This window comes from Vibrio sp. L5-1, from assembly GCF_021728315.1.
GTDB lineage: Bacteria > Pseudomonadota > Gammaproteobacteria > Enterobacterales > Vibrionaceae > Vibrio > Vibrio splendidus_K.
The window spans coordinates 829,809-855,533 of the sequence record NZ_JAKKCQ010000001.1; the positions used below are offsets into that span (position 1 = coordinate 829,809).

Genomic DNA, 25,725 nt, shown 5'->3' on the forward strand with positions numbered 1-25,725 from the left:
TCAGCTTAATCCTATGCACTTCTGGACGTTCTTTCTTATCCTAATGAAAGGTATTGAACATGTAGATGTTAACGATAGCTTACTCGGTACAACAAGGCATAAATCACAGGCAATACCACTAAAGTTAGTAGTGTAGCAAACCCAAGTCCGAATATGATGGTCACCGCCATCGACTGGAAGAAGGCATCAAACACCAGCGGGATCATACCCAACATGGTAGTAATTGCCGCCATGCACACAGGTCGAACACGACTCACACTCGCATCTACAATTGCACGGTTAAGACTTGAACCTTGGTCGGTTTCGATATTGATTTGCTCCACCAGCACAATACCATTCTTCACAATCATGCCTGATAAGCTCAATAACCCTAGCAGTGCCGTGAACGAGAACGGAATATTCATTAATAATAAGCCTGCACTCACACCAATTAATGCCAGTGGTACCGTCAACCAAATCGCCAAAGGCTGACGAATGGTGTTGAATAACAATACCGTAATCAAGAACATGATCAGGTATCCCATTGGCAATGAACCCATTAGGTTGTTGGTAGCCTTTTGCTGACTTTCATATTCCCCCCCCCACTCAAAATGATAGCCTTGAGGAAGTTCAATCGCTTCGATTTTAGGGGCGACCAAACGGCGCAAAGATTCAGCCGTATCATCACCAAATGGCGTCACATCGGCCATAACGGAAATCACGCGTTTAAAGTTACGACGAACAATTAAAGAGTCTTCCGTCGTCAAATTAAAGTCGGAAACGACCTGTGTTATTGGGATATAACGGCTTTGGTCTTGGCTCCACACTTGTAACTCAGGTAATCTATCGATATCAAAACGTTCTTCATCCGGCGCGCGCATGACAATCGGCATGATATGACTGCCATCTCTGAACAAGCCAATCTGCTCACCATTTAAATTGCGTAACAAGGTTCTATCAAGATCACTCTTGGTTATCCCGACTCGCCTTGCTGCTGCACCGTCAAGTTGCGGTTCAAGCACTTGAGTTTTCTCTCGCCATGAGTGACGAACTGCGGTTGCTTTTGGCTCATTACGCATGATCTCATTCGCTTGAGCAGCAAGTTGTCTCAACACCTGTGGATCCGCACCATAAAAGCGCGCTTCTACTTTAGCGGCAGGTGCAGGGCCCAAATCCATTAACTTAAACTTAAAATCAATATCCGGATGTAGACTTTCAAGCCTTGCTTTCATCTGGGGTAACATCGTTTCGATCGCGGCTAAGTCTTTCGCTTCAACAATCAATTGCCCGTAACTGCTGTATGATTTTTCAGGTGCATAAGTCAGAATAAATCGCTGAGCACCCGAACCTACGACGGTCGTGACATTATGAACGTCATTAAACCCGCTCACGGTACGTTCAATTTGTTTTAGGCGTTGTTCTGTTTCACGAACGTCTGTGCCTTGTTGCAGCCATACATCCACATAGAAAATTGGCGTATTCGATGGCGGGAAAAAGGCCTGTTTTACAGAGCCAAACCCGATCACAGCAGAAATAAGCAAGACCAGAGTGATGACCATTGTCGCGACACGGTTTTTTAGTGCGGTATTAAGAACCGTACGATACAGGGTAAATATCAACCCTCGATAAGGATCGATATGATCTGACTCACCTTTGGCTATTTCTTCTTTAAACATCAGTTCGCAGAAGAACGGCGTTAACGTGATAGCAAGCACCCAACTTAGTAATAAAGAAATCGCTAATACTTGGAATAAAGACCCTAAGAAATCCCCCGTTGCGTCGGCAGACAAGCCAATCGGGGCAAATGCAATAATACCAATCAGTGTTGCACCAAGCAGGGGCCACTGGGTCTGTTTAACAACGGATTCAATCGCTTTACGTTTGGTCAATCCACGTTTCAGGCCAATTAAGACACCTTCAGTTATCACTATCGCATTATCAACCAGCATTCCCAGTGCAATGATCAAAGCACCAAGTGAAATGATTTGAATCTCAACGCCTAGAATACTCATCCCAATGAAGGTGCCGAGGATAGTCAGTAATAAAATAGCCCCCATTAAAATGCCAGAACGCAAACCCATGGCAAATAACAGCACGACAATAACAATCAATACCGCTTCGACTAGGCTCATCACAAAGTCAGACACCGATTTATCAACCGCATCGCCTTGGTCGTACACTTTGTTTAATTCAATGCCGATTGGACGAGCAAAATCGAGTTCAGACAATTTATTACTGACACGTTCACTCACATCAACCACATTGACGCTGTTCGCAAACGAGATCCCAAGAGAAATGGCTTGTTCACCATTGTTACGATACAAGGTATAAGCTTTATCCTGAAACTGACGGCTTACCTCTGCGATATCACCTAATTGGATCAGGTCATTGCTTCCCAGCGGGCTAAATTTAAATGATTTTAACGCTTCAATTTCATTAAACTCACCAGAAGAATGGATTCGGATCGATTGTCCATCAAGTAGCAAATCACCACCATTAGACACCATGTTCTGATTTTGAATCAAACGAGAAAGCCAAGCAGGGTCAAGGTTCAACGTATTAAGATCTTGCTGGGCAATCTCAATCACAATGTGTTCAGAGACTAGCCCGGCCAAGTTAACTTTCTTTACCCCTTTAATAGCAAGAAGCTCACGCTGAAGGTATTCACCGTAATTTTGTAGTTCGCGATAAGTGTATTCATTACTCGTAATGTTGTAGAGAATGCCATACACATCGCTAAAATCATCAATGACTTGCGATGGATTCACTCCCGGTGGCATTCTCGGCTGAATATCATTCACCTTACGACGTAATTCATCCCATACCTGAGGTTGTTGTTCTGCTTGTATGGTCTCTTTTAATATCACCGCAATCTGAGACAGCCCAGCACTGGTAAAAGATTCGACATCTCTAACATATTCAAGCTGAGAAATCGCACGCTCAAGCGGTAAGGTGACCTCTTCCTCAACTTGCATTGCAGAGGCACCAGGGTACGTGGTGTTAACCATAGCTTGTGGAATAGGGAATGCAGGAAACTCCAATTGCCCTAAACCACGAAACGAAAGCACACCGCCCACCAATAAAATGGCAACGACGAGCCAGCTTATGACTTTGTTTTTAATTGCGTAATTAGTCAGGTTCATTATAAACCTCGCTCACGAACGACGGGCGTAACTCTCATCCCCTCTGACAATTGACTGACACCAGCACTCACCACATAGCTATTCTGAGAGAGATCTCCAGAAACAATCGCACCACGCGCCGACACTCCTTGAATGGTGATATCTAACGGAGAAACTAGCCCGTTCTGAAATACCCAGACTTGAGGTTGACCAATCAGGTCATTGTCTAAAATGGCGCTAGCAGGAACGACAAAACGTTGAGCACCTTGCTTATCGGCAATGATTTTATCGATATCAAGGTGTAGCGTTGCTCCCATACCTGGATACACCGTATGGTTATCTTTTGGCGCGACCAGAGTAAAGGTCACTTCATAGCTTTGTGTTCCTGCTGTTGCTTGCGTTTTATGCTGTTTATAAGTCACAGGGTATGAAGCCGACGAGCCATTAAAGGTCGCTAAGGGCTGATAAGATGGGTCAATTCTCTTAGCATCCATCTGGCTAAGGACGCTCTCAGGTAACTGGATCGTGACATCTATCATTTCATGGTCTTGTAAAAGGACGATACCTTGGTGAGCTTGCACTTGTTGATGGTTTTCAATGTGAGTCGTTGCAATTCGACCACTGTAAGGCGCAGTAATGACGGTATCTTTCAACCTGTCTTGTGCAAGCTGTAAAGCTCCCTGTGCAACTTGAAGACGAGCTTGAATGCCATCAAACTCCGCTTGAGCCAATAGATTCTTTTTCATCATCTGGCTCGCTCGATCTAATTCTCTTTTGACTAAATCAAACTCCGATTTTTTCAATGTGACTTCAGTTTTAAAATCTCGCTGATCAAGTCGAGCAATGACTTCGCCTTTTGTCACTCTTTGCGATGGCTTTAAGTTAAATTCAACGACTTCACCACCCACTCTAAAAGCGAGCTCGACTTCTTTCGACGCAGAAACTTGAGCAGGAAAACGTCTGATTTCTTGTTGACCCACAGCTTGGACTTCAGTCAAACGGACAGGGCGAGGCGTATCACCTATCAGTGGTGAGTCTTCGGTCGAACACCCCATCGACATAAGTAAAACAGAAAAAGAAAGAAGTATGCGTGAAGAACGAATACGAGGCATGGATATCTCCAAAGTAGCTTAAATATTTTGACGCTACTTTGGAGTAAATAGAAGGCAAACACGATGAATTAGAGAAATTCAAATTAGCGATAATCACCTTAGGGTAAAGCTTTCTGTTTTAACCATTTCCATTTGCGCGAACCGATGAACTTTTCGCAGGGTACATAATGCTGTCTTTGATTCCATCTTTAAATTCATAACTAAAGTCAGGGAATGGGTAGTTATTGTTATCCTGCCACTGCTTAACTGTTTCGGTCGCTTTCTCTTTGAGTTCATCCTCAATAGGGTTAAGTGCTTGCGCAAGTTGGTATTGATTAGAGAATGCCAACTGGGCACCTACCGCTTCAACTTGCTGCATCACCGAAAACATCACATCCTCTTGCACAGCAAGAAACTCTTCATGGTCTTTGCATATAATATAAGCGAGTATATCGATGTGTATCGCAAACTCACCAACGCCCACAAACCTTGCTCTCACCGGATCTTCATCCAGTTTAGGATGTTGTAACAACAGTCGCCTAATACCAACAACCAGGAGTTTGAGTTGGTCTTGAGTCAGCTCTGGCCGCAACCTCAAGCGGTGGCTCATCCGACGCTTATCGCGGCGTTCGAGGTTATCAATTTCCATATTGGCAAATTCGGAATTAGGAATAGTAATTAAAGAACGCTCTAGTGTTCTGATTCGTGTAGACCGTAGCCCTATGCTCTCAATAGTACCTAGGTTATCGCCATAGCGGCAAAGTTCCCCAATTTTGATACCACCATCAGCATACAAGGTAAGCCCATTAATCACGTTTTCCAGTACAGGACGAATGGCGAGTGCTACCGCCAAACCACCAACCCCTAAACCCGTTACGATTGGGGAGATTGAGAAGCCCATAAAATCGATCACATAGATGCCCAAGATGGCAATCGTAAGGCCGCCAAAAATACGCGCGAGTACCGTAATTAAAGAAGAGTCAACATACTTGCCTTCATGCTTATTAAATACATACAGCTCCGCAAAGTAATTGAATATGGTCATGATCAACCATGCAACGAAGAAAAACTGGCCAATCAAAAAAGAGGTAGACAAAAACTGGTAGATACCTCCAGTGATCCATATTCCGTCATCAATCACTTTTCGGGTAATAAACAGAATAAAGACGACCCCAACCAAAGATAACTGGCGGCCAACTTGCCATTTCAGTCCATTTCGATACCAATGTAAGTTCCAACGTTCGCCAAGCGAGAAGCTTAACTTAATCATAGACCTACATAACAAAAAGACGCTCACTAAAGCAAACCACTGCCAAAGAGGAATCGATGCGTATAAGGTATTAAAGCTTTCTGGTAAAGATTTAATCAATGATATTGAAAATAGCGGGCCTGGAAGAATTAAAAACTCATGGTATAAATCAACGTCATGTTCACTTTTCTCCGTAGACGCTGAGATCAGGCGATACCATTTCGATAAGCTATTAATGGAAGTGGTCGTAAACAGATATTGGCCAACCTTCTCACCATTCGTCTGTCTAGCGATCAGAATGTCTGTATTAGCGAGACGCCATTGGTGACCAGTGTCACCCGTTGGTGATGCCATTTCTGAAGGATGTAATTGAACGTCTTGTCCTAACCTATTTAGAATTTCGTGCAGCAAAATGATTCTTTCCATCACGACCACGGTTCGACTGCGATTGGGAAGGTTTGACAGATCCATGGTTCGCGTTACTTGGGCATAAGCGTGTTGGGCTTCAGGTAAATCGAGCTGCTCAAGCTGCCAATAATGGATCACGTGCTTAGAATACTTAATAAAACCAGATAGAGTGCTATTGGGCGTTGAGGTATCCACAAAACTGGGCTTGTCTTGTCCGTGAGCGAATGAACTAAACCAAACAATTTGGATTGAAAAGAAAAGTGTTAAAAGTCGAGCGACCATAATTGACCTTTGATTTAGTAGAGAGATCCTCTCAGAGAGCACACTATTATTACTATCAATATGACTAGTAAGAATAAAAATTGAAATGAATTAAGAATGGTTCATTATAAATTCGAGCGATAATGAATTTCTCTAATTCATGTGCTTTGTGAAGTAGTTATGCGATAAATAATCATCAATAATCGATGGAGATAAACCATGAAATACTTCCCACTTATTGCCGTTATTCTTGGTTACTTAATTTTCATGTCATTTCTAACATTACGAATATCATCATAAATATATTTTATCTTTAACTATCGCATAGCGAATTACTTCACTATGCGATTACACTTCCTTTTGCGATTAAACTTATCTATGAAGATCATTTTCTTTAACCCATCCCTCCTATCAAAGACAAAAAACCACACATAACAATTACATAAGAAGATAAACCAAAATAAATGTATTTAAAGGGAACTTTCCCATAAAGAATCAATGGCTGAGCAGTTATATTTACCATATATGGTTACACCTATCATTTAACATTTAATCAAACGTTACGCTTAGCTAATAATCAATTGAACTATCATTTGTTAGCTACTGGTTATTAGTTGTTAGTTATTGTCAATAAAATAAAGATATTATTCATTAAGTAACTGTACACTTCAAAATCAATGTAAATACAGTCACCTAACAAAGGGGGATTTTTTGTGGGAGCTTAAAAGCTCATGTTGTAACTGATACCAGTATGGTGATCATTGTTTTCATCGTAACGATATGTCGCTTCAACAAACTGATTTGGCGCTAATTTGAAACCTAAATTGGTTTCAATAGATAAATCACGGTAACTCTCTTTACCGCCGACTTTCTGTTTTTGATCGTTAAAGCTATAAGTGTATTCTGGTGTAACATCAAGCCAAACGTGACTAGTGAATGCGTAGGTCATGGTCAGTGCTGCATTAGCTAAATAACTTGTTTTTGTCGATAAGTCATTGGTATTAAAGCCTAGACCCATTGATGGAGAAAGGTTGAAGTTAGAATCAATAGAGGTTGTTTTTATGGCATTAAAAAATACCGTATGTGAGTTTTTACTTGTATCCTTGTAATCGGTGTCCCATAGGTAATCCAACTGAAGAGCGGCATCGCTATCACTATTCGCTAATGTCGCAATAAAATTATGTTGGTAGAAATCATTAGAACCAATGTATTGAAACATGGTTGAACCATTGTTTAGCTCCTGGCTTGCAGCAATGGCAGCTGTAAAACCATCACTATCATAACCTAGATTCGCATAAGAATAAGTCGACACTGGGTTTGAAAAGTCGATGTTCTGGTTTGCATTCGCAACAGCAGAAAGAGTTAAAGGTAAAATAGCAGAGATAGTTAATACAATTTTTTTCATAATGTGTTCCTCAATATTTAATGTCGAGTAAATTGTACCTAACCAACTATTGTTTACGACGAATTACAGAAATTCAAAATAGAGCTCACTGTAAATTATTAATAAACATACATTCATTCGATAAAATGAGTACACTACTATTTTAAATTTTCAATAACACCCCAGATAGTCACCAATAGGAAATCTAAAATCTAAGATCATATTTGGTACATTAGACGAAAGATAATGAATAATTCCTTTGGCACAAAAAAGGCTCCAATATAGGAGCCATAAACTTTCAATTAGCTATAAGCTATAAACGGCGGGCTATTCACTATGAATAGGATTACCGCCTTCATCTAACAAAGGAGCTTTTGGCTTATAATGCTCAGAAGACAAACCGATCCTTTCCGGTATTGCTGTACCGATCACTAATGAAGACCAAGTGCCCACAATAATCCCAGCGAACAATGCAAACGCAAACCCACTTAATGTACCACCTGCGATAAGGCCAATACTGCTTACCGTCAATAACGTGGTTCCAGACGTTACTAGAGTCCTAAACAATGACGATCGTATCGCTTGATCCGTAGATTCACTGGTACTCTGATTCGGTCTACGGGTCAGGTACTCGCGAATTCGGTCTCCGATAACAATAGAGTCATTGAGCGAGTAACCCACAACAGCAAGCAATGCAGCAAGAGCGGTGAGATTAAATTCAATCGAAAACACCACAAACAATGCTAAAACCACCAGCACATCATGCAGTAGAGCAACAATCGCCCCCAGAGCTAATCGCCATTCAAAACGCACAGTTAAGTAAAACATAATGGCGATAGACGCAACAATCAGGGCTAAACCACCTTGCTCAAATAATTGCTCACCCACCTGCGCTCCAACAACTGAGCTCGACACTAGATTAAGCGGATGGCCTAGCTCCAACTCTACAGCTCTTAACCACTGCAACAACTCCAATTCACCCGTTCCGCCAATAGGAAACTGTAACTGCCAAGTTTGGTAGGTAACATCGGGCACTAGATTGGGTAATTCATCAAATACCGTATTCAAAGCTGACTGCATCGCTTCCAAAGTCACTGGAATATCTGTATTGACAACATGAGAGATACCACCGGTAAACTCAAGCCCAAGCGTGAAACCTTTGGTCGATATCAGGACAATTGATATAAACATCAACCCAAGTGAAACCAATAAACCGTTCCACCTTACTTTTGACCACTGAATATCAGCGACCAACTGGTTAAACTTTGTCATTGTCATACCCCCAAAGTTTTGTCATCCACATTTGGCTATAAAATAATCCCGTAAACATACTGGTCAACAGTCCAATCCCGAGTGTTATTGCAAAACCCTTCACGGCACCATAACCAATCGCAAACAGAATAATCGCAGTGATCAACGACGTAAGGTTTGCGTCAATAATCGTACTTCTGGCCTCTTTATAACCTCTCGGTATCGCACTCGCTAGCGATCTTCCTGAACGCATTTCTTCTTTGATTCGTTCAAACACTAGAACGTTAGTATCAACCGCCATGCCCATGGTGAGTACAAGGCCTGCAATACCCGGCAAAGTAAGCGTTGCTCCCGGTATCAACGATAGAAAACCCACAATCATGACAATGTTGGTGATAAGCGCGGCACAAGCTATAACACCGAACTTTCGGTACAAAACCAGCATCGACACAAATGTCAGAGCTAAACCTACCATCACCGCGAGCAAACCCTTTTGGATATTTTCTTCACCTAGGCTTGGACCAATCACTTGCTCATCAATAATGGTCACAGGTACGGTCAATGACCCAGAGCGTAGAATTAGCGCAAGGTCTTGTGCATCGGAAATTTGACCGATACCCGTTATTCTAAAACGGCTTCCTAATTGGCTTTGGATCGTAGCAATGTTGATCACTTCATGGCGTTGAACAAGTTGGTTGTTATGATCTTGATGATATTCGCTGTATAAGGTCGCCATAGGTTTACCGATGTTACTCCGTGAGAAGTCAGACATTTTGCTGCCTCCCGCACTGCTCAACACTAGGTTCACTTCAGGTTGTCCAAACTCGCCAACCGATGCGGATGCACCAATAATGTACTCTCCCGTTAACACCGGTTGTCTAGACAAGCGTACAGATTCCCCATCACGCGTAGTATGAGTCTGTGCAGCTTGACTTGAATCAACAACCGTATGAAAAGAGATCGTCGCCGTCGCACCAATAACACGCTTCGCAACTTGAGGATCTTGAACACCCGGAAGCTCTATCAATATACGGTCAGCCCCCTGACGCTGAGTGACGGCCTCAGTGATACCTAAACTTTCAATACGCTGGCGCATAATATTTAGGGTTTGCTGCATAGCGAGACTTGCCTGCTCTTCTTTAATGCTTTCATCAAGCGTAAAACGTAATACGTTGTCGTTTACACTGATTTTCCATTCAGAAAACTGTGAACGCATGTGGTCGGTTACGCTTTGAATACTGTTTGAATCACGACTACTTAAATTAGTAATAATGACCGAGAATCCATTGTTATCTATGTCAGCAATTCGACTGCGAATCCCTTCTGCACGAGCTACGTGGCGAGCATTAGTCGATGTCGCTTCTACCAAACTTCTCACGCTATCATCTATTTCAACTTGCAGCATGAACTACACGCCACCACGAAGATCTAATCCAAGGTTAATGGGTGTTAGCCCTACCTGGCTAAATAGTTGAGGTGCTGCACTGACGAATGAAAAATGAGAATGAGCTAACGGAAACGCCAATGACAATACCTGTTGCGCTTCTCGCTGTTCTTTTTTACTTTCAAAGATTAATGTAGTTTCGTCTTGTTGGTTCTCAACACCTAACGGAGTTATCTGATTTTTAACTAATATGCTTAGCAAAGGCTCAATGGGTAATGAACTATCAGCGTGATTAAGAACCAATGCAGGCTTTTCGCCAAAAAAACTCGGTATAGCGCTGATCAATAAGAGAATTAGCAGGAAATAGGCAAATATTTTTTTCATGTTATCTACCCTATAAGTACACATACTTCACGAGATAAAAGCTACCTTCTGGAGCTTGTAACCAGTTAGTAGCGTTCACATCACCAGGTCGGTACTTCGAGATTTTGATAAGTAAGCTACCATCGAGTTCTCGATGAAAATTCATATTGTCGATATTAGTAATCAATTGCTGACCACCATCTGCTATCTCGTCACTTTGTCCGTCAATAATAACAATCGACCACAAATCGCTTTCGGCTTCTGCCTTTGTAATTCGATACGTCAGAGATTGATTATTACTGATTTGTTTGACATCACTCGTCGCTTCAATTTGAGGTTCACTGTCATAAATGAGCTTGGCTATTGCAGACACATCCTCCAACATCGAGCTCGAAGACCATGCAAAACTTGAGAAAAAACCGTTTACAAGAAGAGAGAATAACAAAAGATATTTATTGATATTTTTCATTGGGTTGACAACTGTTAATTGATGCTACTTAGATTCTTTTTTGAACCTATCTCCTTTGCTGCATTAGGTTTCCTTTCCTAGAAAACCATGAATGCAGAGATCATAAATAACCAACAGTGTCCTGAATATGGTTTACAGAAATTCAAATATGACTTGAGAGATTCACATTTGAATTTCTCTAATTCTTTGAGTCTTTAAGTGAAGTTAAGCAAACTCAATTCAAACGACATTGAGTTAAAAATTAACGTCTAATGCCAACTCAACATTTTCATTTTGGCTGATTATTTAAATCCCGAGGAATCGATAACATGAAATTCAATATTATTTATCTCAATGATCGACGCTATAAGATCTACGATATCGGAGAGGGCCAAAGTGTGATGTTTATTTTCCACAGAGAGAAAAGCATGGCCGATTTAGAAGATATTGTAAGATTGAAGCTAAAAAAGCATCAACGAGTGATCATTGTCGATCTCAGTGATGATTTCCCTAGTGATATTTCAAAAGTGACTGAGGAAAGTTGCCAAGCATTGATTGAAGATCTTCACCTACTTGCAGATATTTACTGGCTTGACGACGTAGCAGTAGAAAGCGATTACATTAACAAACCAATGATCGCAACCTTGTCGACCCTGTTAGGTAACAGGTGCGTTGCTTTGACTACGTTATAGTTATGTCGGGGTTTCTCGTCATGTTAGCCATGCGAGATCAGCTCGGGTTACAACAAACGGTTCTTATACTGTTCTGGCGTTTGGTTCGCATAACGTTTGAACATGGTAATAAAAGGGCTTGCTTGGTTATAACCCAATGTTAGAGCGACCTCTTTAACCGATTGGCCATTTCTCAACAAGTCCATTGAATAGAGGTACCGCACTCGCAATCGCCACTCTGTAAAGCTCATTCCAAGCTCGGTCTGGCAGTGGCGAGAAAGGGTTCTTTCCGTGGTGTGGACACGCTCAGCCCAATCTTTCAATGTCACTTCATCGGTTGGGTTTTCTTCCACAGAAGCCAGTATAGGCGCTAGGTACTTATTGTCGGTCGAAGGCAAGAAGTGGTGTTCAACCTCACGCTGCGCAAGTTGGTCGAGTAGTACCTGAACAAGCCTTTGATCTTGTTCTGTTTCCGCAACATTGATTCCACGATCGCGAAAGTCATCAATAATCGAAGACACGATTGGGGTGATCTTAATGAGGCTGGTTTTCTCAGGCAAATGCTTAGTTAACTCGTGAGCTATGTTCAGTGAGCAGTAATCCAATGGCTTACGGTTGTAGCTGCAGTGCATGACCCCAGCTGGCACCCAAATAGCGAGATGTGGCGGCGCGAGAAAGCGTATGCCTTCTGCTTCCATTTCAAGAATCCCACCGCTGATCAACTGAACCTGTCCCCAAGGGTGGCTGTGAATACGAGTTTCGGTGTTCGATAAGAAAGCTTCGAAATTCATAAATACGTTGGATGGTGCCTTATCGATTGATAAGGACGGGTGAAGGTTTCTTGAGTGTTTTTTCAAACTTGTCTTCCTATCGCGCCTGATGTCTTTCTAAAGATACTTGTAAGTATAACGACCTGTCAAACTAGCCGCATCAACTCATTTGCGACGGAATTCACATGCATTATCTCTTACCATTTTTTACAGTCTGTATCTGGGGCGCCAATGCAATCGTCAACAAGCTTGCCGCAAGCACCATAGAACCGAGCGCGATGAGTTTTTACCGCTGGTTTTTTGCGATGTTAATTCTCACCCCTTTCTGTATTCGCTCAGTTATCAAACAATGGTCGGTCATTAAACCTAACTTGTCTAAGTTGGCTTTCCTTGGCTTTTTGGGCATGGTGTTAAACCAATCTCTAGGCTATTACGCGGGCTTAACCACAACCGCTTCTAACATGGCGTTGATCACCTCATTAGTACCCTTGATCAGTGTGTTCCTTAGCGTTCCTCTGTTACACAAGTCGATTTCTAGTTTGAGCATTGTGGGTGGTGTATTGTCACTGTCAGGCTTAGCTCTGATGTTAGGCAAAGGCGATCCTCTGTTCTTCATCCATCAAGAATTGACCCAAGGCGATGGCTATATGCTGATTGCAGCCTTTGTTTATGCTTCTTACTGTGTGTTGTTGAAACGCTGGAAAATGCCAATCAGTAACTGGGTTGTGATTTACATTCAGGGGCTGTTTGCCGTCGCAATGCTAGCGCCACTTTGGCTTACCAGCGAACAGCTTTTACCACCGCAACAAGCGATCCCATTGATAGCTTACGCTGCAGTTGCCGCTTCCATTTTAGCACCTTGGATGTGGGTGAAAGCGATTGATACCATTGGTGCGGACTCAAGTGCGATGTTCATGAATTTGATGCCAGTTATCGCAATTGTATTAGCTTCCACTTGGCTTGGCGAAGAGATTAACCAGTTCCACATCATTGGTGGTGTGATGGTGATTTCCGGTGTCATCCTTGCTCAAATCAAAAGAAAACCAAGGCTTGAGGCACCTCTCCCTCAACAAAGCTAAACGCATTACCCAACGCTCACATTAGGGGAAATATTCAAACTCACTTTTCTCACAGTGCCTACTCCCGAAGTAGGCACTGTTGTTTTATTCACAAGTCTTTCAAATGCTTTTAATAAGTGTTCACTGTGGTTGCAACATGTTACCGACTCAGGTTTAATGTATTAAGTACTGTTTAAGTTGTAAAAGGAATTACAATGACTCAACCAAGGATCCCTGTGATCATCTCGTCTCTGCTTGCTTTGTCATCTGCTTCAAGCTTTGCTGCCACTGTTCCTGCTGATGTGACATTAGCTGAAGAACTATTAGCTGAAGAACAACATTTTGTACGTGGTAATGGCGCAGAACCCAATACACTAGACCCTAGCTTCGTAAATTCAGGCATGCCCGGTGACATTATCGTCAATGATATGTTTGAAGGCTTTGTGATTGAGAACAGTGACGGGCAGATCATCCCAGGGCAAGCCAAAGAGTGGTCTATCAGCAAAGACGGTAAAACCGTCACGTTTGTGTTGAAAGAGAGCCTCAAGTGGTCGAATGGTGAGCCAGTCACAGCGTCTGATTTTGTGTTTGGTTGGCAGCGAGCTGTGTCTCCTAAAACAGGTAACAACACGGGTTTTGTTTTTTCGACGGCTAACATCGTGAACGCTAGCGAGATTCTATTAGGAGACAAAGCTCCCTCTGAGCTTGGCATCAAAGCATTAGATGAGCGCACGGTTGAAATTTCACTTTCAAAACCTACGCCCTACTTTATGAGTTTAATGAGCATCAAGACCTTTTTCCCTCTACCTACTAAATTGGTGCAGGAGAAAGGCGACCAATGGACTCGCGCAGAAAATATCGCGACCAACGGTGCTTACACTTTGAGCAAATGGGTACCCAACGAATACGTTGAAGTCGAGAGAAACCCAAACTATTGGGATGACACGTCGACAGTCATCAACAAGGTGACCTATTTAGGCTTATCATCTCAAAATGCTGAGCTTATCCGTTATCAAGCGGGTGAAATTGATATGACCAATCGCGTTCAGCTTGAGTACTACCAGAAATTAATCCAAGAAAGCCCTGAACAGATCAAAGCGCAAGCTCTATTGGGTTCTTACGTCTATTCATTCAATACACGTCAAGCGCCCTTTGATGACGTAAGAGTACGCCAAGCACTGAGCATGGCCGTCAATCGTGAGATATTGGTAGATAAAGTCACTGGTCAAGGTGAGCCAGAAGCATACAGCGTGACGCCGAATAATATTCCTGACTACACAGCTCCTTTATCCGAATTCAATTCTTTAGACAGCACGCAGCGTTTAACAAAAGCCAAAACGCTACTTGAAGAAGCGGGATACAACGAAAACAAGCCGCTCAAATTTACCCTGACATACAACACCAGTGAGAATCATAAAAAGATAGCTATTGCGATTGCATCGATGTGGAAGCCACTTGGCGTAAAAGTTGAGTTAGAAAACATGGAGTGGAAAGCCTATGTTGCAGCGAAGGGAAGTGGCGACTATCAACTAGCTCGCTCATGGGCATTTGGTGACTACCCAGAGCCTTCTGCACTGTTAGAGGCGTTCTCTTGTGGTCACACGGCAAATGAAAGTGGCTACTGTAATCCCGATTACGATGAGCTCTTACAGCAAGCAAGTAAAACGGAAGATCAGTCTAAACGCTTTACTTTATACCAGCATGCTGAATCGCTACTTAACAAATCTGCAGCAATTATGCCTTTATATCATTACAATCACACCCGATTAGTGCGAAATACTCTCAAAGGCTTCCCTAACAATAATCCGAAAGGAAATATCTACGCGAAGGATCTATACTTTATTCAAGAGTAAAAATGAGCTGAATAACAAATATTTTTAACTACCACTTTAGTGGTAAAAAGACTAAAATAATTTAACTAAACCAGATAAACAGCGGTTAGTTGGCTAAAACAAAATAAGGTACCGCAATGAGTACCAAACGGCTTAGAAACACCTAGCACTGCGCTAGGTGTTTTTTTTGCAATCGACCTTTCTAGCTGTCAGCTCAACATTTATTGGTTCTTACTCAATATGGCTAGGCACCTGCTCAATATTGCTTCATCCGTGTTTGCCACTCGCCTCTACCGCCTTTAAACATCAATATTCATTCGTTCGTCACCCGTTTGAAAAAATAGTCTTAATCGTGAGAAACACCGCTTTAATTTATGTCATCTTAAGTATATTGTTATTAGCAAGTAACAAGCATGTTATACAGCACAATAATAATGAAGGAAGATAGATGAGCAGTAACAATAACCGACCAGATGGTAAACGAGACGTTACTCTGCGTTTTTTAGCTGAACCTGGGGATGTGAACTTTGGTGGTAAAGTTCATGGTGGCGCAGTAATGAAATGGGTCGATTTAGCGGCTTATGCTTGTTCTGCTGGGTGGAGTGGTAAATATTGTATTACCGCTTACGCAGGGGGGATTCGATTCGTAGCTCCGATCCATGTTGGTAACCTTGTTGAGGTAAGTGCGAAGGTCATCTATACCGGTTCATCTTCTATGCACATCGCTATCGACGTTCAAGCCAGCGACCCTAAAGAACTCAACAACCGCCTAACGACTCACTGCATCGTTATTATGGTCGCTGTTGATGAAAATGGTAACCCGACTAAGGTGCCAGAATGGGTGCCAGAAACGTCAGAAGACATCGAATTAAGAGATTCGGCTATTCGCCTAATGAACATGCGAAAACAGATCGGTGAAGAGATGGAAGCACACGTTAAGTACCTTAAGTAAACTTCACCAACCACTCTACACTACAAAACCTTATTACAATGCCAAGCACCTGCTTGGCATTTACTTATCTAGCTCTACTCCCCTATTCACACTCTCACAGACAAAGCCGCGTCTTACCCAACACCGCTTGTCTCAATACGGCTTATATAACGTGATACTCAGCCAAGGGCTGAAATGAAGCCGCTATTGTTTAGCAATTTGCTCGAACTGTAATAAAGTCGTCATTTAGCTCTGGTTAAATACCGCCAATCATAATGGATGTATTTGAATTTCTTGGAGCCACTTTTGAGCGTCACACGCCCCACTCTTAGCGAATCTACACTGAACAATTTAAAGGCGGTTGAGTACCAATGGGTTAGAACTTTGTACGTCGAAGGCTACGACAGCAACGAAATTAACCACTACATCCAAACTTGTTTTGGTGGTGACCAGACGTTTGCGGATCTATTTCGCCGTGTGGCACTCGATCAAGAAAGCATCTATGTGCTGTTGCAGCATCTTGGCTGTGCTCCTTCTAGTAGAGAACTATAATCACAACATCCGATTCCCTCTTACCTTTGAATTGAAAGATACTTCCAAGCAAACCAATAACTACGAGTGATAGCTACTCACAACACATCAACAGTAGCCCGCCGTTATAGACATTTTCTATGCAATCAGGCTAATCGTTGCATACAAATCATTGAAGTATCACGCATTGAAATATTAGCAATATATCAATAGAGCAACTGCCCCTTATACTGAGCGTCTGATTTGTGAGACTCGTTCATGTCATCCTGTAAGAGGAATAACGCAGGAGAGATTCGGGAGAGAAGTGACTCGAAACTTTAATGGCTAAAGCAGCTATGAGCACAAAAACTGACAGGTAAAACGAATATCCGGACAAAGTAGAAAGCAAAAAGTAGCAGGCATAAAAAAACCCAAGTAAATACCTGGGTTAGAGTTACAAAAACCACTAATCATTAATAGCGTAAGGAACCTGATTAGTAGCCAGCTATGCGTAACCTGAGGGTTATTTTTATTACTGATCGGCGGCCAAACCAAATGATGTAATAAAAATGCCAATACAGAGCGACCTATAAGGTCGCTCTTTGTCTTTCTTATAGGGTACAGCTTATCCTTTTACACCACCTGCCGTCAAACCGCCAACTAACCAACGTTGAGCAAGTAAGAACACGATAGTAATCGGAAGTGCTGAAAGTACAGCCGCTGCCGCAAAGTCACCCCATAGGTAGTTCTGAGGATATAGGTATTGCTGCATACCTACCGCTAGCGTGTAAGAGTTCACATCGGTTAGCAGGATAGATGCTACAGGCACTTCACCTACTGTTGCGATGAACGAAAGAATAAACACAACTGCTAGAATTGGCACAGATAGTGGTAATAGAACCAATCTGAATGCTTGCCAAGGCGTTGCACCATCAAGTGCAGCCGCTTCTTCCAATGAGTTATCAATCGTCTCAAAGTAACCTTTAATCGTCCAAACGTGCAGTGCTATACCGCCTAAGTACGAGAAGATTAGACCACCGTGCGTGTTCAAGCCTAAGAACGGGATGTATTGACCAAGCTTGTCGAACAGCGCGTAAATAGCGACTAGAGCCAGTACTGCTGGGAACATTTGGAAAATCATCATCGCTTTCAGGATAGTTTCTTTACCTTTGAAGCGCATACGAGCAAATGCATAAGCCGATGTTGTAGACAATGCCACAATAAGAAGCGACGTCACACCCGCGACTTTAATTGAGTTCCATAACCACGTTAGTACTGGGAATGGAGGTGGTGTCACCGAGCCGTCAGCATTCGTTACCGACATACCAAGAGCCAGTTTCCAGTGCTCCAGTGATGGGTTATCGGGAATCAAACTACCTGTTGCAAAGTTACCTTCACGGAACGAGATAGCGATAATCATCAGTAGTGGGAAGATAATCATTGCCAAGAAGCACCACAACACTGCATGCGTTGCCCACACTCGGTATTTAAGGCCTTTACCTTGTACCATAGCCATTGTCGTGCTCCTTAATCTTGAGACAGTTTAGTGAAACGAAGGTTTAGTAACGCAAGTCCACCAACCAATAGGAAAATAAGCGTTGCGATTGCACTTGCTAGACCAAAGTCTTGACCGCCGCCGCCTTCGAATGCGATTCGGTAGGTGTAGCTTACAAGCAAGTCTGTGTAACCCGCTGGCTCTGAGGTGCCAATCATGTTCGGGCCACCGTTCGTCAATAGTTGAATCATTACAAAGTTATTGAAGTTAAAGGCAAACGCTGCAATCAATAGCGGTGTAAGCGGCTTAATCATCAATGGGAATGTAATACGCTTGAAGTTATCAAGGAAGTTCGCACCATCAATCGCTGACGCTTCGTACAAATCATCAGGAATCGCTTTTAGTAGACCCATACATAGAATCATCATGTAAGGGAAACCTAGCCACGTGTTAACCATCAACACCATGGTTTTCGCAAGAATTGGGTCAGAGAACCAGTTTGGGCTTAAGCCGAAGATATTCTCAAGCACCATGTTGATCTCACCAAAGCTCTGGTTGAATAGACCTTTAAAGATAAGAATCGAGATGAATGCTGGTACTGCGTAAGGCAGAATCAGTAGAACACGATAGATTGAACGACCTTTTAGCTCTTCCCATTGCACGATATTTGCAAGTACAAGCCCGATAACAAGTGTGAACGCTACGGTACATACCGAGAAGATCACCGTCCAAATAAAGATGCTGATGAATGGCTCTTTAATACCATCATCTTTCCAAACACGTTCAAAGTTATGTGTACCAATATTAACCACAAAGCCCGGGGATATTGTGTTACCAGTAAACTCACCATTGGCATCAACAGGTTGATAGAAACCCTCTTCCATATTTGGCTTGAGAACTTCACCCGTTTCATTGTTGATTAACGTTTGTTCATCGTCTTGTAGCGTGTAAAGCGGAGCAACAGAAGCAAACTTACGTAAGCCACTCATGCGGATGTCGTCACCGTTAGGCAGATGGAAATCAACCGCATTAATCGCAGCACGGTTTTGGATGATCGCTTTGATCTTCTCTTTCTCACCTTGTGCAGACTCAATTGCAGATAGGTCCATCTCTGTTGCACTCATATCTTCAAAAGAAAATACGTCTGTTGCTAACAGCTGGTCGCCATCTTTAACAACGATCTGGTGACCGTCATCAGTCTTGTACAAAGTAAATGGGTAGCTCTCACCGCTTTGGAATGAGCGATCTAAAAGAACGGTTTGAGTACGCTCTAGAGATAGTTGATTTTTTGCGCTGTAGTTAGTGAACGCAAGCCCGACGGTATAAGCCAATGGAAAAAGAATGAACAAGATCATTCCGGCAATACCCGGATAAATATAACGGTGGGCGTAAGTTTTCTTACTGCCAAAAATGTAAAGTGCCAAAGCCGTTAAAATCACAGTAAGCAACGCAAAAGCGAGCTCACCGCGTGAATACATTAGAATTGTAGCGTAGCCGTTAATTAAGCCAACACTACCAAGCAACCCCCATTTGATGAAGACGCTTTTACTGCCTAAAAGGCTTGATGGTGCTGGGATAGCATCTGTACCTTGAACTGACTGCATAGAGGAACCTGCTAGCGATATAGATAAAAAATAGAAAAGTAAGGAGAGGTTACCCTCTCCTTAAAAGGTAGTGCTTGGTTGTTACTTAGTCATACGACCTTCAGCAGCTTTTAGTGCTTGATCTACTGTTTGACGGCCGTCAACTACGTTACCGATCGCTTCTTCCATGCTGTACCAGAACGTTGTGAACTGAGGAATGTTAGGCATGATTTCACCATTCATCGCGTTGTCCATTGTTGCTGCAATGCGAGTGTCGCTGTCTAGTTGACGTTGGAAAGAGTTAAGAGCAACAGCGCCTAGTGGCTTGTCGTCATTCAGGCTCTTCATACCTTCATCAGTTAGTAGGTAGTTTTCCATGAACTCAACAGCTAGGTCGCGGTTTGGAGAAGCAGAGCTGATACCACCAGCCCATACACCAACGAAAGGCTTAGACGCTTTACCGTTGAACTTAGGTAAAGTTGCTACGCCGTAATCGATGCCAGCTTTCTTGATGTTTTCCCAACCCCAAGGGCCGTTGATTGTCATTGCAACGTTACCCGCAACAAATTCAGACTCAGCAACTGAGTAATCCATGTCTGCAGAGATAACTTTGTCTTGTACCATCTTCTCGATGAAACCTAGAGACTTCTGAACACCGTCAGTCGCTACGCCCGCATCTTTAATGTCGTAACCTTCTGCAGTCTGTTTGAATGCGTAACCGCCGTCAGCTGCAAGTAGAGGCCATGTGAAGTAAGCGCCACCACGTAGAGGCCACATGATCGCTTTTTTGCCGTCTTTTTTAAGTTCAGCATCAAGTGCTGGGATTTCTTCCCAAGACTTAGGTGGGTTAGGAACAAGCGCTTTGTTATAAATTAGAGAAACTGACTCAACCGCTACTGGGTAAGCGATTGTTTTACCTTCGTATGAAACAGCGTCCCATGCGAAGTCTACGATACCTTCTTTAATTTCTTTAGAAGGTTTGATATCAACAAGAAGTCCCGCTTCTGCATAGCCGCCAAAACGGTCGTGTGCGTAGAAGATCATATCTGGGCCATCGCCAGCCGCTGCAACTTGAGAGAACTTCTCTTCTAGTTTGTCAGGGAAAGCCACTGTTACTTTAACACCAGTGTCTTCTTCGAAGCGTTTACCTACTTCAGCCATGCCTTCATAAGCTTTGTCACCACCTACCCAGATAGTTAGTTGTCCTTCTTCGATAGCAGCATTTGCACCAAAAGAACCCAGAGCAACTAATGTTCCTAGAGCTACAGCGCTTAGAGCGTTTTTCATGTGAATATCCTTTTTATATTTATACGTAGGGCACATCTACCAAGACGAGCCAGTTTTCAGGGCTTATGATCTGAGAAAATAGCCCCTAACTCATCATCCTAGCCACTACGCCCTAGCTATTATGGCTTAATTTCGTGATCGCCATCCGGTCAGATTAGAGACTGAAATCACAAAATCCATACTCATCGTGATCAACATCACCGTTATGGGGTGGATTTATTTGAACTGGATCGCCAATTATTAATAACCCCATTTATCTACTCCTCCCCTACTACTCCCCCTCGTTAAATTTTCATTGGGAGGATGTACCATTGCGCCAATTCACCGAAACTGCATTCATCCAAGAGTGGATAGTAAGAACCCTTACCAGCGAATGTCGTGTGTAACCGCACTGTTCATTTAGTTGGCTTCACTGCCCGCTGTTGTCTTTATTAAGCATCGAGCTAAATCTGTGATTGAATCACGGGGGAGATTTAGCTGGATGTGGGGGAAATAGGCACCAGTTTGGCTATGATGGGTGGGCTTGGTTAAAGAATCCAAGTCTCACCCACTTTTTTCTTACTCATTCAATACTTACCAATTCCTACAGTTACTGCTGACCCAAAAATTTCTTATAATGATAAGCAGTAAAACTTAAAATTTGATCGATCGAGGACTAGCTAGATGGCGAGTGTCACGTTAAAAAACGTTTATAAATCATATGGTGATGTACAGATTTCTAAGGACGTAACCTTAGACATCAACGAAGGTGAGTTCGTAGTATTCGTTGGACCATCAGGTTGTGGTAAATCGACGCTATTACGCTGTATCGCAGGTCTAGAAGACATTACGTCTGGTGATTTGTACATTGGTGATCAACGCATGAATGACGTTGAGCCTTCAAAGCGTGGCGTAGGTATGGTATTCCAATCTTACGCGCTTTACCCTCACCTTAACCTTTACGACAACATGTCTTTCGGCCTTAAGTTAGCAAACGCAAACAAAGCTGAAATCGACAAGCGTGTTGAGCATGCTGCAGAAATCCTTCAGCTTGGTCACCTTCTTGAGCGTCAACCTAAAGCACTTTCTGGTGGTCAACGTCAACGTGTTGCTATTGGTCGTACTCTAGTTTCTCAACCAAACGTATTCTTACTTGATGAGCCTCTATCTAACCTAGATGCTGCGTTGCGTGTTCAAATGCGTTCGCAAATCACTAAACTACAACGTCAACTTGGTTGCACCATGATCTACGTTACCCACGACCAAGTGGAAGCGATGACAATGGCCGATAAGATTGTTGTTCTTGATGGCGGTTATGTTTCTCAAGTGGGTAAACCTCTTGATCTTTACCACTACCCTCAAAACCGTTTCGTGGCAGGCTTTATTGGCTCGCCGAAGATGAACTTTATGTCTGTTCACATCGAGCAAGCTGAAGCAGAACGCGTCCAAGTTCAACTTTCTAACGGTATGACTTTCTGGATCCCTGTTGATGGTACGACTGTCAATGCTGGTGACCGTATGTCTCTGGGTGTTCGTCCTGAACACTTGTTGTCTGCTGAAACAGGTGATGCGACGATTGAAGCTGAAGTGATGATGGTCGAGAAATTAGGTAACGAAACACAAGTTTACCTAAACCTCGACAGCGCAGACGCTGACGTTATCTATCGCCAGCCAGATACGTTGACGATTGAGTCTGGTGACAAACTAGCGATTGGTATTCCTGCGCACCGTTGTCACTTGTTCCATAGCGATGGTCGAGCATGTCGTCGCTTGTACAAAGAGTACGGCACCGACTAGTCGGTTCGCCTTTTTAAGATATAACTTGCCCATATCGAATCCCTCTTACCAAGTAAGGGGGATTTTTTTGTTTAAAGGCGCCAACTACTTTCGCTTTGATTGTTTAACTTTGCGCACAGCTCAGTTAACTTATCGCGCAGCAATAAAAAAGGCCTAGCAATGGCTAGACCTTGATTTGTGTAGTCAGGCTAAGCCCAACTACTCATTCCACTCTATCTTAGACAAGATGAAATTGCCTTAAGCTTAGAACTTAGTGGATTGGCGTATCACTTGTTTTGTTGAACTGGCCAAAATGCTTTTCTAACACTTCTGGTGTTAGCTTGCCTTCCGCTTCTAGTCGCTTAAATTCAGCAACGATCGCTTTTTGCTCTTCAATTGATGGCAGTTGTACTTCTGGCTCATCGCCCATCTCTTGAGTCATCTGCTCTAGTTCTTTTTCAAAATCGCTCATGATACTTACCTAAATATTAAACCTAATCAGATTTTACTCATTTACGCTCTGTGATGCTAGAGCGATTAAGTGCAAAGCCCGAAACCAGATCAAGCTAAGGCCAGTTAGAAGAAAACAAGCCCGTAAATAAAAAGAGCTGGATTCACGATTAAATGAATCCAGCTCTTCGTCTGTATCCCTTTCTAAGCCATGCTACAGCTTAAAGGGATTAAAGCTTAAACGAGCCAACCATCTTATCTAGGCGAGAAGAAAGGTCTCGGAGCTCTTGGCTCGCTTCAGCAAGCTGCTCAGCCGTGCCCGTTGTCACTTCATTGATTGCGTTAATCTCTTCAATGTTCTGGTTGATGGTGTGAACTACGGTTGATTGCTCTTCCGTTGCCGTTGCGACTTGCGTGTTACGATCGGTGATGTCTACGATGCGGTCTGAAATGCCACCCAGTACATCTACCGCTTCATCCGATGCAGCTACACCTTCAAGGGTAATGACTTTACCTGTACTCATTGCTGCTACTGCATCTTTAGCATCGCTTTGCAGTTGGTTGATCATCTTCTGAATCTCTTCCGTTGAGTCTGCTGTACGACTTGCGAGGTTACGAACTTCATCTGCTACCACGGCAAAGCCACGGCCTTGCTCACCGGCACGCGCTGCTTCAATCGCTGCATTCAATGCAAGTAAATTGGTTTGCTCTGAAATATCGCGGATAACACCCAGAATGGATCCGATATCTTGTGTTGTTGAAGCAAGTTGTTCAACCACTTGACCCGTACTTTCGATATCTTGAGCTAAACGGCTGATCGCGTCTTTTGCTTTGTTTACAACAGAGCGACCGACTTCAGTATTGCCCGAAGCTTGAGTGGCCGTTTCCGCAGCCGTTGCCGCATTTGATGCAATCTCACTGATGGTCATACCCATTTGGTTAATTGCAGCCACCACTTGAAGGGTTTGGTCACGTTGCTCTTGGCTATTGTCGTGGGTGATGTGTGCTTTGTTAGAAACACTTTCCGCCGCCACTTGCAGCGCTTGGCTTGTCGAGCATACTTCTTTCATCGACTCGTGAATCTTCTCAATGAAGCCGTTAAAGCCTTTAGAGAGCTGTGCAATTTCATCGTTGCCTTTAACTTCGATACGCTGTGCAAGATCACCATCGCCTTCGCCAAGGTCACCGAATCGCTTAGCCAGAAGTTTAATTGGCTGAGTAATGCTGTTTGCTAACACTACGCCCATTAGGATAAACACCAAAGCCACAACAGCCGTCATGATCAGCATCTTTTGCGCAGTCGCATCAAGCTCAGCAAACACTTCATCGGTTGGAACCACACCAATAACGAACCAGTCCATTGATGACACATACAAACTCGCCACAAACAGTTCTTGTCCTTGGCTTTCAGTGGTAATCAGATTGAAACCCGACTTGTTCAATAGTTGGCTTGATTGAGGGCCGTAAAGTTGTTGAAGTGAAGAATCACTGCGAGAACGCTCACGGTGAATCTGTACATCACCTTGGCTATCGGTCAAAAATACAAAGCCTGTGTTTTCAATTTTGAAACCATTCAGCAAGTTAACCATGTCATCCATCGATTTTGATAAACCTGACATCGCCAAACCAGAAGGCTGTTGGTAGTTAGCAAACATCTTCACTTCACCGTTGGCTTCTTGGAACATACTCACCATGGTTGGCTGGCCTGACTGAGTAAAGCCAAAGAACCAACCGTCTTGTTGTTGGTTTAGCTGGCGTAAGAAACCATCTTGGTTCCAGTAGTAAGCTGTTTGACGGTTCGCTACCGAGGCATCGTTCAGCTGATATTGATTACGAACATTGTTCAGTTGTTTAACCAGTTTATTTTCTAGCTCAGCATCACGATCGGTCGATTCGATTGCATCAGAAATGAATTCATTTGAAGCAATTTGCTCCGCCGCTAACAATAGCTGAGAGACTTCACGATCAATTTCACCATTGATTCGCTCCAACATACCGGGAAGCTCAATATCAACCAAACGGTGGCTCAATACATCTCTTGCTTGCTGTTGTGCCATCGCGCCGACAATCACTGTCGATGCAAGAACCGCAAAGGTAATTCCAAGTACAACTTTTTGTTTGATACTCAGAGAGTTAGTTTTAAACATATTTGGACCTTTAAAAGAATCGCTCGTTATCGGTATACCCTGGACAGGACTTTTCTAGTGCACTCCAACAAGCAATGCACAATCTGAGTGATGTATCGGCCAAAACCAATAAAACTAGAGACTTTTCTCTCAAAAAACTGCAAATATGATGTAACGACTCAATCATTTCTTGTGGGGTTGAGATTAATTAGCTAAATACGCCCCCTTATTGATATTCACCCTTAGTATCGAACCCTTTAATTTTTATCTGAGTCAGGCAGCATCACACCTTTGAGCTTTATTGTATAAAAAGCGAT

General features: G+C 43.0%; 20 protein-coding genes. 6 read left to right on the forward strand and 14 right to left on the reverse strand.

Annotated elements, in window-relative coordinates; all coding sequences use genetic code 11:
• Positions 1–68: 68 nt before the first annotated feature.
• From L3V35_RS03415 to L3V35_RS03450, 8 genes are all read right to left on the reverse strand, one after another.
• Positions 69–3,122 (reverse strand): efflux RND transporter permease subunit, encoded by a 3,054-nt coding sequence (locus L3V35_RS03415; protein WP_237298396.1) that lies wholly within the window; start codon positions 3,120–3,122, stop codon positions 69–71.
• On the reverse strand, positions 3,122–4,213 hold the full coding sequence (locus tag L3V35_RS03420) for an efflux RND transporter periplasmic adaptor subunit (protein ID WP_237298397.1): 1,092 nt from the start codon (positions 4,211–4,213) through the stop codon (positions 3,122–3,124). Before L3V35_RS03420 ends, L3V35_RS03415 begins: the two co-directional genes overlap by 1 nt.
• Positions 4,214–4,331: 118 nt before the next feature.
• Positions 4,332–6,131: a mechanosensitive ion channel domain-containing protein gene (locus tag L3V35_RS03425; protein ID WP_237298399.1), complete on the reverse strand. Its 1,800-nt coding sequence runs from the start codon at positions 6,129–6,131 to the stop codon at positions 4,332–4,334.
• Positions 6,132–6,831: 700 nt separating this feature from the next.
• Complete coding sequence (locus tag L3V35_RS03430; protein WP_065206733.1) at positions 6,832–7,515, reverse strand: hypothetical protein; 684 nt, start codon at positions 7,513–7,515, stop codon at positions 6,832–6,834.
• Between the two features lie 306 nt (positions 7,516–7,821).
• Positions 7,822–8,766, reverse strand: a complete 945-nt coding sequence (secF, locus tag L3V35_RS03435) for a protein translocase subunit SecF (protein WP_172837690.1) — start codon at positions 8,764–8,766, stop codon at positions 7,822–7,824.
• Complete coding sequence (gene secD / locus L3V35_RS03440) at positions 8,753–10,150, reverse strand: protein translocase subunit SecD (protein ID WP_237298401.1); 1,398 nt, start codon at positions 10,148–10,150, stop codon at positions 8,753–8,755. The genes secF and secD overlap by 14 nt, the downstream gene beginning before the upstream one ends.
• Positions 10,151–10,153: 3 nt before the next feature.
• The gene (locus L3V35_RS03445) at positions 10,154–10,513 is read right to left on the reverse strand and encodes a hypothetical protein (protein ID WP_237298403.1); all 360 of its coding nucleotides are present in this window, start codon (positions 10,511–10,513) and stop codon (positions 10,154–10,156) included.
• 10 nt (positions 10,514–10,523) lie between these two features.
• Complete coding sequence (locus L3V35_RS03450; protein ID WP_160317329.1) at positions 10,524–10,865, reverse strand: DUF1214 domain-containing protein; 342 nt, start codon at positions 10,863–10,865, stop codon at positions 10,524–10,526.
• A gap of 404 nt (positions 10,866–11,269) precedes the next feature.
• On the opposite strand from L3V35_RS03450, the gene L3V35_RS03455 reads away from it, so the two are divergent.
• The gene (locus L3V35_RS03455; protein WP_054545834.1) at positions 11,270–11,632 is read left to right on the forward strand and encodes a hypothetical protein; all 363 of its coding nucleotides are present in this window, start codon (positions 11,270–11,272) and stop codon (positions 11,630–11,632) included.
• Positions 11,633–11,679: 47 nt separating this feature from the next.
• On the opposite strand, the gene L3V35_RS03460 is transcribed toward L3V35_RS03455, so the two are convergent.
• Positions 11,680–12,468 (reverse strand): helix-turn-helix transcriptional regulator, encoded by a 789-nt coding sequence (locus L3V35_RS03460; RefSeq protein WP_237298405.1) that lies wholly within the window; start codon positions 12,466–12,468, stop codon positions 11,680–11,682.
• A gap of 98 nt (positions 12,469–12,566) precedes the next feature.
• Between L3V35_RS03460 and L3V35_RS03465 the strand changes: the two genes are divergently transcribed.
• The 4 genes from L3V35_RS03465 to L3V35_RS03480 all read left to right on the forward strand — a co-directional run bounded on the left by L3V35_RS03465 (position 12,567) and on the right by L3V35_RS03480 (position 16,754).
• Positions 12,567–13,460, forward strand: a complete 894-nt coding sequence (locus L3V35_RS03465) for a DMT family transporter (RefSeq protein WP_171315398.1) — start codon at positions 12,567–12,569, stop codon at positions 13,458–13,460.
• A gap of 194 nt (positions 13,461–13,654) precedes the next feature.
• On the forward strand, positions 13,655–15,292 hold the full coding sequence (locus L3V35_RS03470) for a peptide ABC transporter substrate-binding protein (protein WP_237298407.1): 1,638 nt from the start codon (positions 13,655–13,657) through the stop codon (positions 15,290–15,292).
• A 427-nt stretch (positions 15,293–15,719) separates the two neighbouring features.
• On the forward strand, positions 15,720–16,223 hold the full coding sequence (locus L3V35_RS03475) for an acyl-CoA thioesterase (RefSeq protein ID WP_139685920.1): 504 nt from the start codon (positions 15,720–15,722) through the stop codon (positions 16,221–16,223).
• A gap of 258 nt (positions 16,224–16,481) precedes the next feature.
• Entirely contained in the window at positions 16,482–16,754 is a 273-nt protein-coding gene (locus L3V35_RS03480) for a hypothetical protein (RefSeq protein WP_171307599.1), read from the forward strand.
• A gap of 583 nt (positions 16,755–17,337) precedes the next feature.
• Here L3V35_RS03480 and malG read toward each other — a convergent pair.
• From malG to malE, 3 genes are all read right to left on the reverse strand, one after another.
• A complete protein-coding gene (gene malG, locus L3V35_RS03485; protein WP_017081399.1) occupies positions 17,338–18,228 on the reverse strand; it encodes a maltose ABC transporter permease MalG in 891 nt (296 codons plus the stop codon).
• An 11-nt stretch (positions 18,229–18,239) separates the two neighbouring features.
• A complete protein-coding gene (gene malF / locus L3V35_RS03490) occupies positions 18,240–19,811 on the reverse strand; it encodes a maltose ABC transporter permease MalF (protein ID WP_017074675.1) in 1,572 nt (523 codons plus the stop codon).
• 81 nt (positions 19,812–19,892) lie between these two features.
• Positions 19,893–21,077 carry a maltose/maltodextrin ABC transporter substrate-binding protein MalE gene (gene malE / locus L3V35_RS03495; protein ID WP_017074674.1) on the reverse strand — a complete coding sequence of 395 codons (1,185 nt, stop codon included), beginning with the start codon at positions 21,075–21,077 and terminating at the stop codon, positions 19,893–19,895.
• 663 nt (positions 21,078–21,740) lie between these two features.
• On the opposite strand from malE, the gene malK reads away from it, so the two are divergent.
• A complete protein-coding gene (malK, locus tag L3V35_RS03500) occupies positions 21,741–22,853 on the forward strand; it encodes a maltose/maltodextrin ABC transporter ATP-binding protein MalK (protein WP_171307598.1) in 1,113 nt (370 codons plus the stop codon).
• A gap of 250 nt (positions 22,854–23,103) precedes the next feature.
• On the opposite strand, the gene L3V35_RS03505 is transcribed toward malK, so the two are convergent.
• Positions 23,104–23,304, reverse strand: a complete 201-nt coding sequence (locus L3V35_RS03505) for a hypothetical protein (RefSeq protein WP_017091765.1) — start codon at positions 23,302–23,304, stop codon at positions 23,104–23,106.
• A gap of 208 nt (positions 23,305–23,512) precedes the next feature.
• Entirely contained in the window at positions 23,513–25,429 is a 1,917-nt protein-coding gene (locus tag L3V35_RS03510) for a methyl-accepting chemotaxis protein (protein ID WP_237289420.1), read from the reverse strand.
• Between the last annotated feature and the right edge of the window lie 296 nt (positions 25,430–25,725).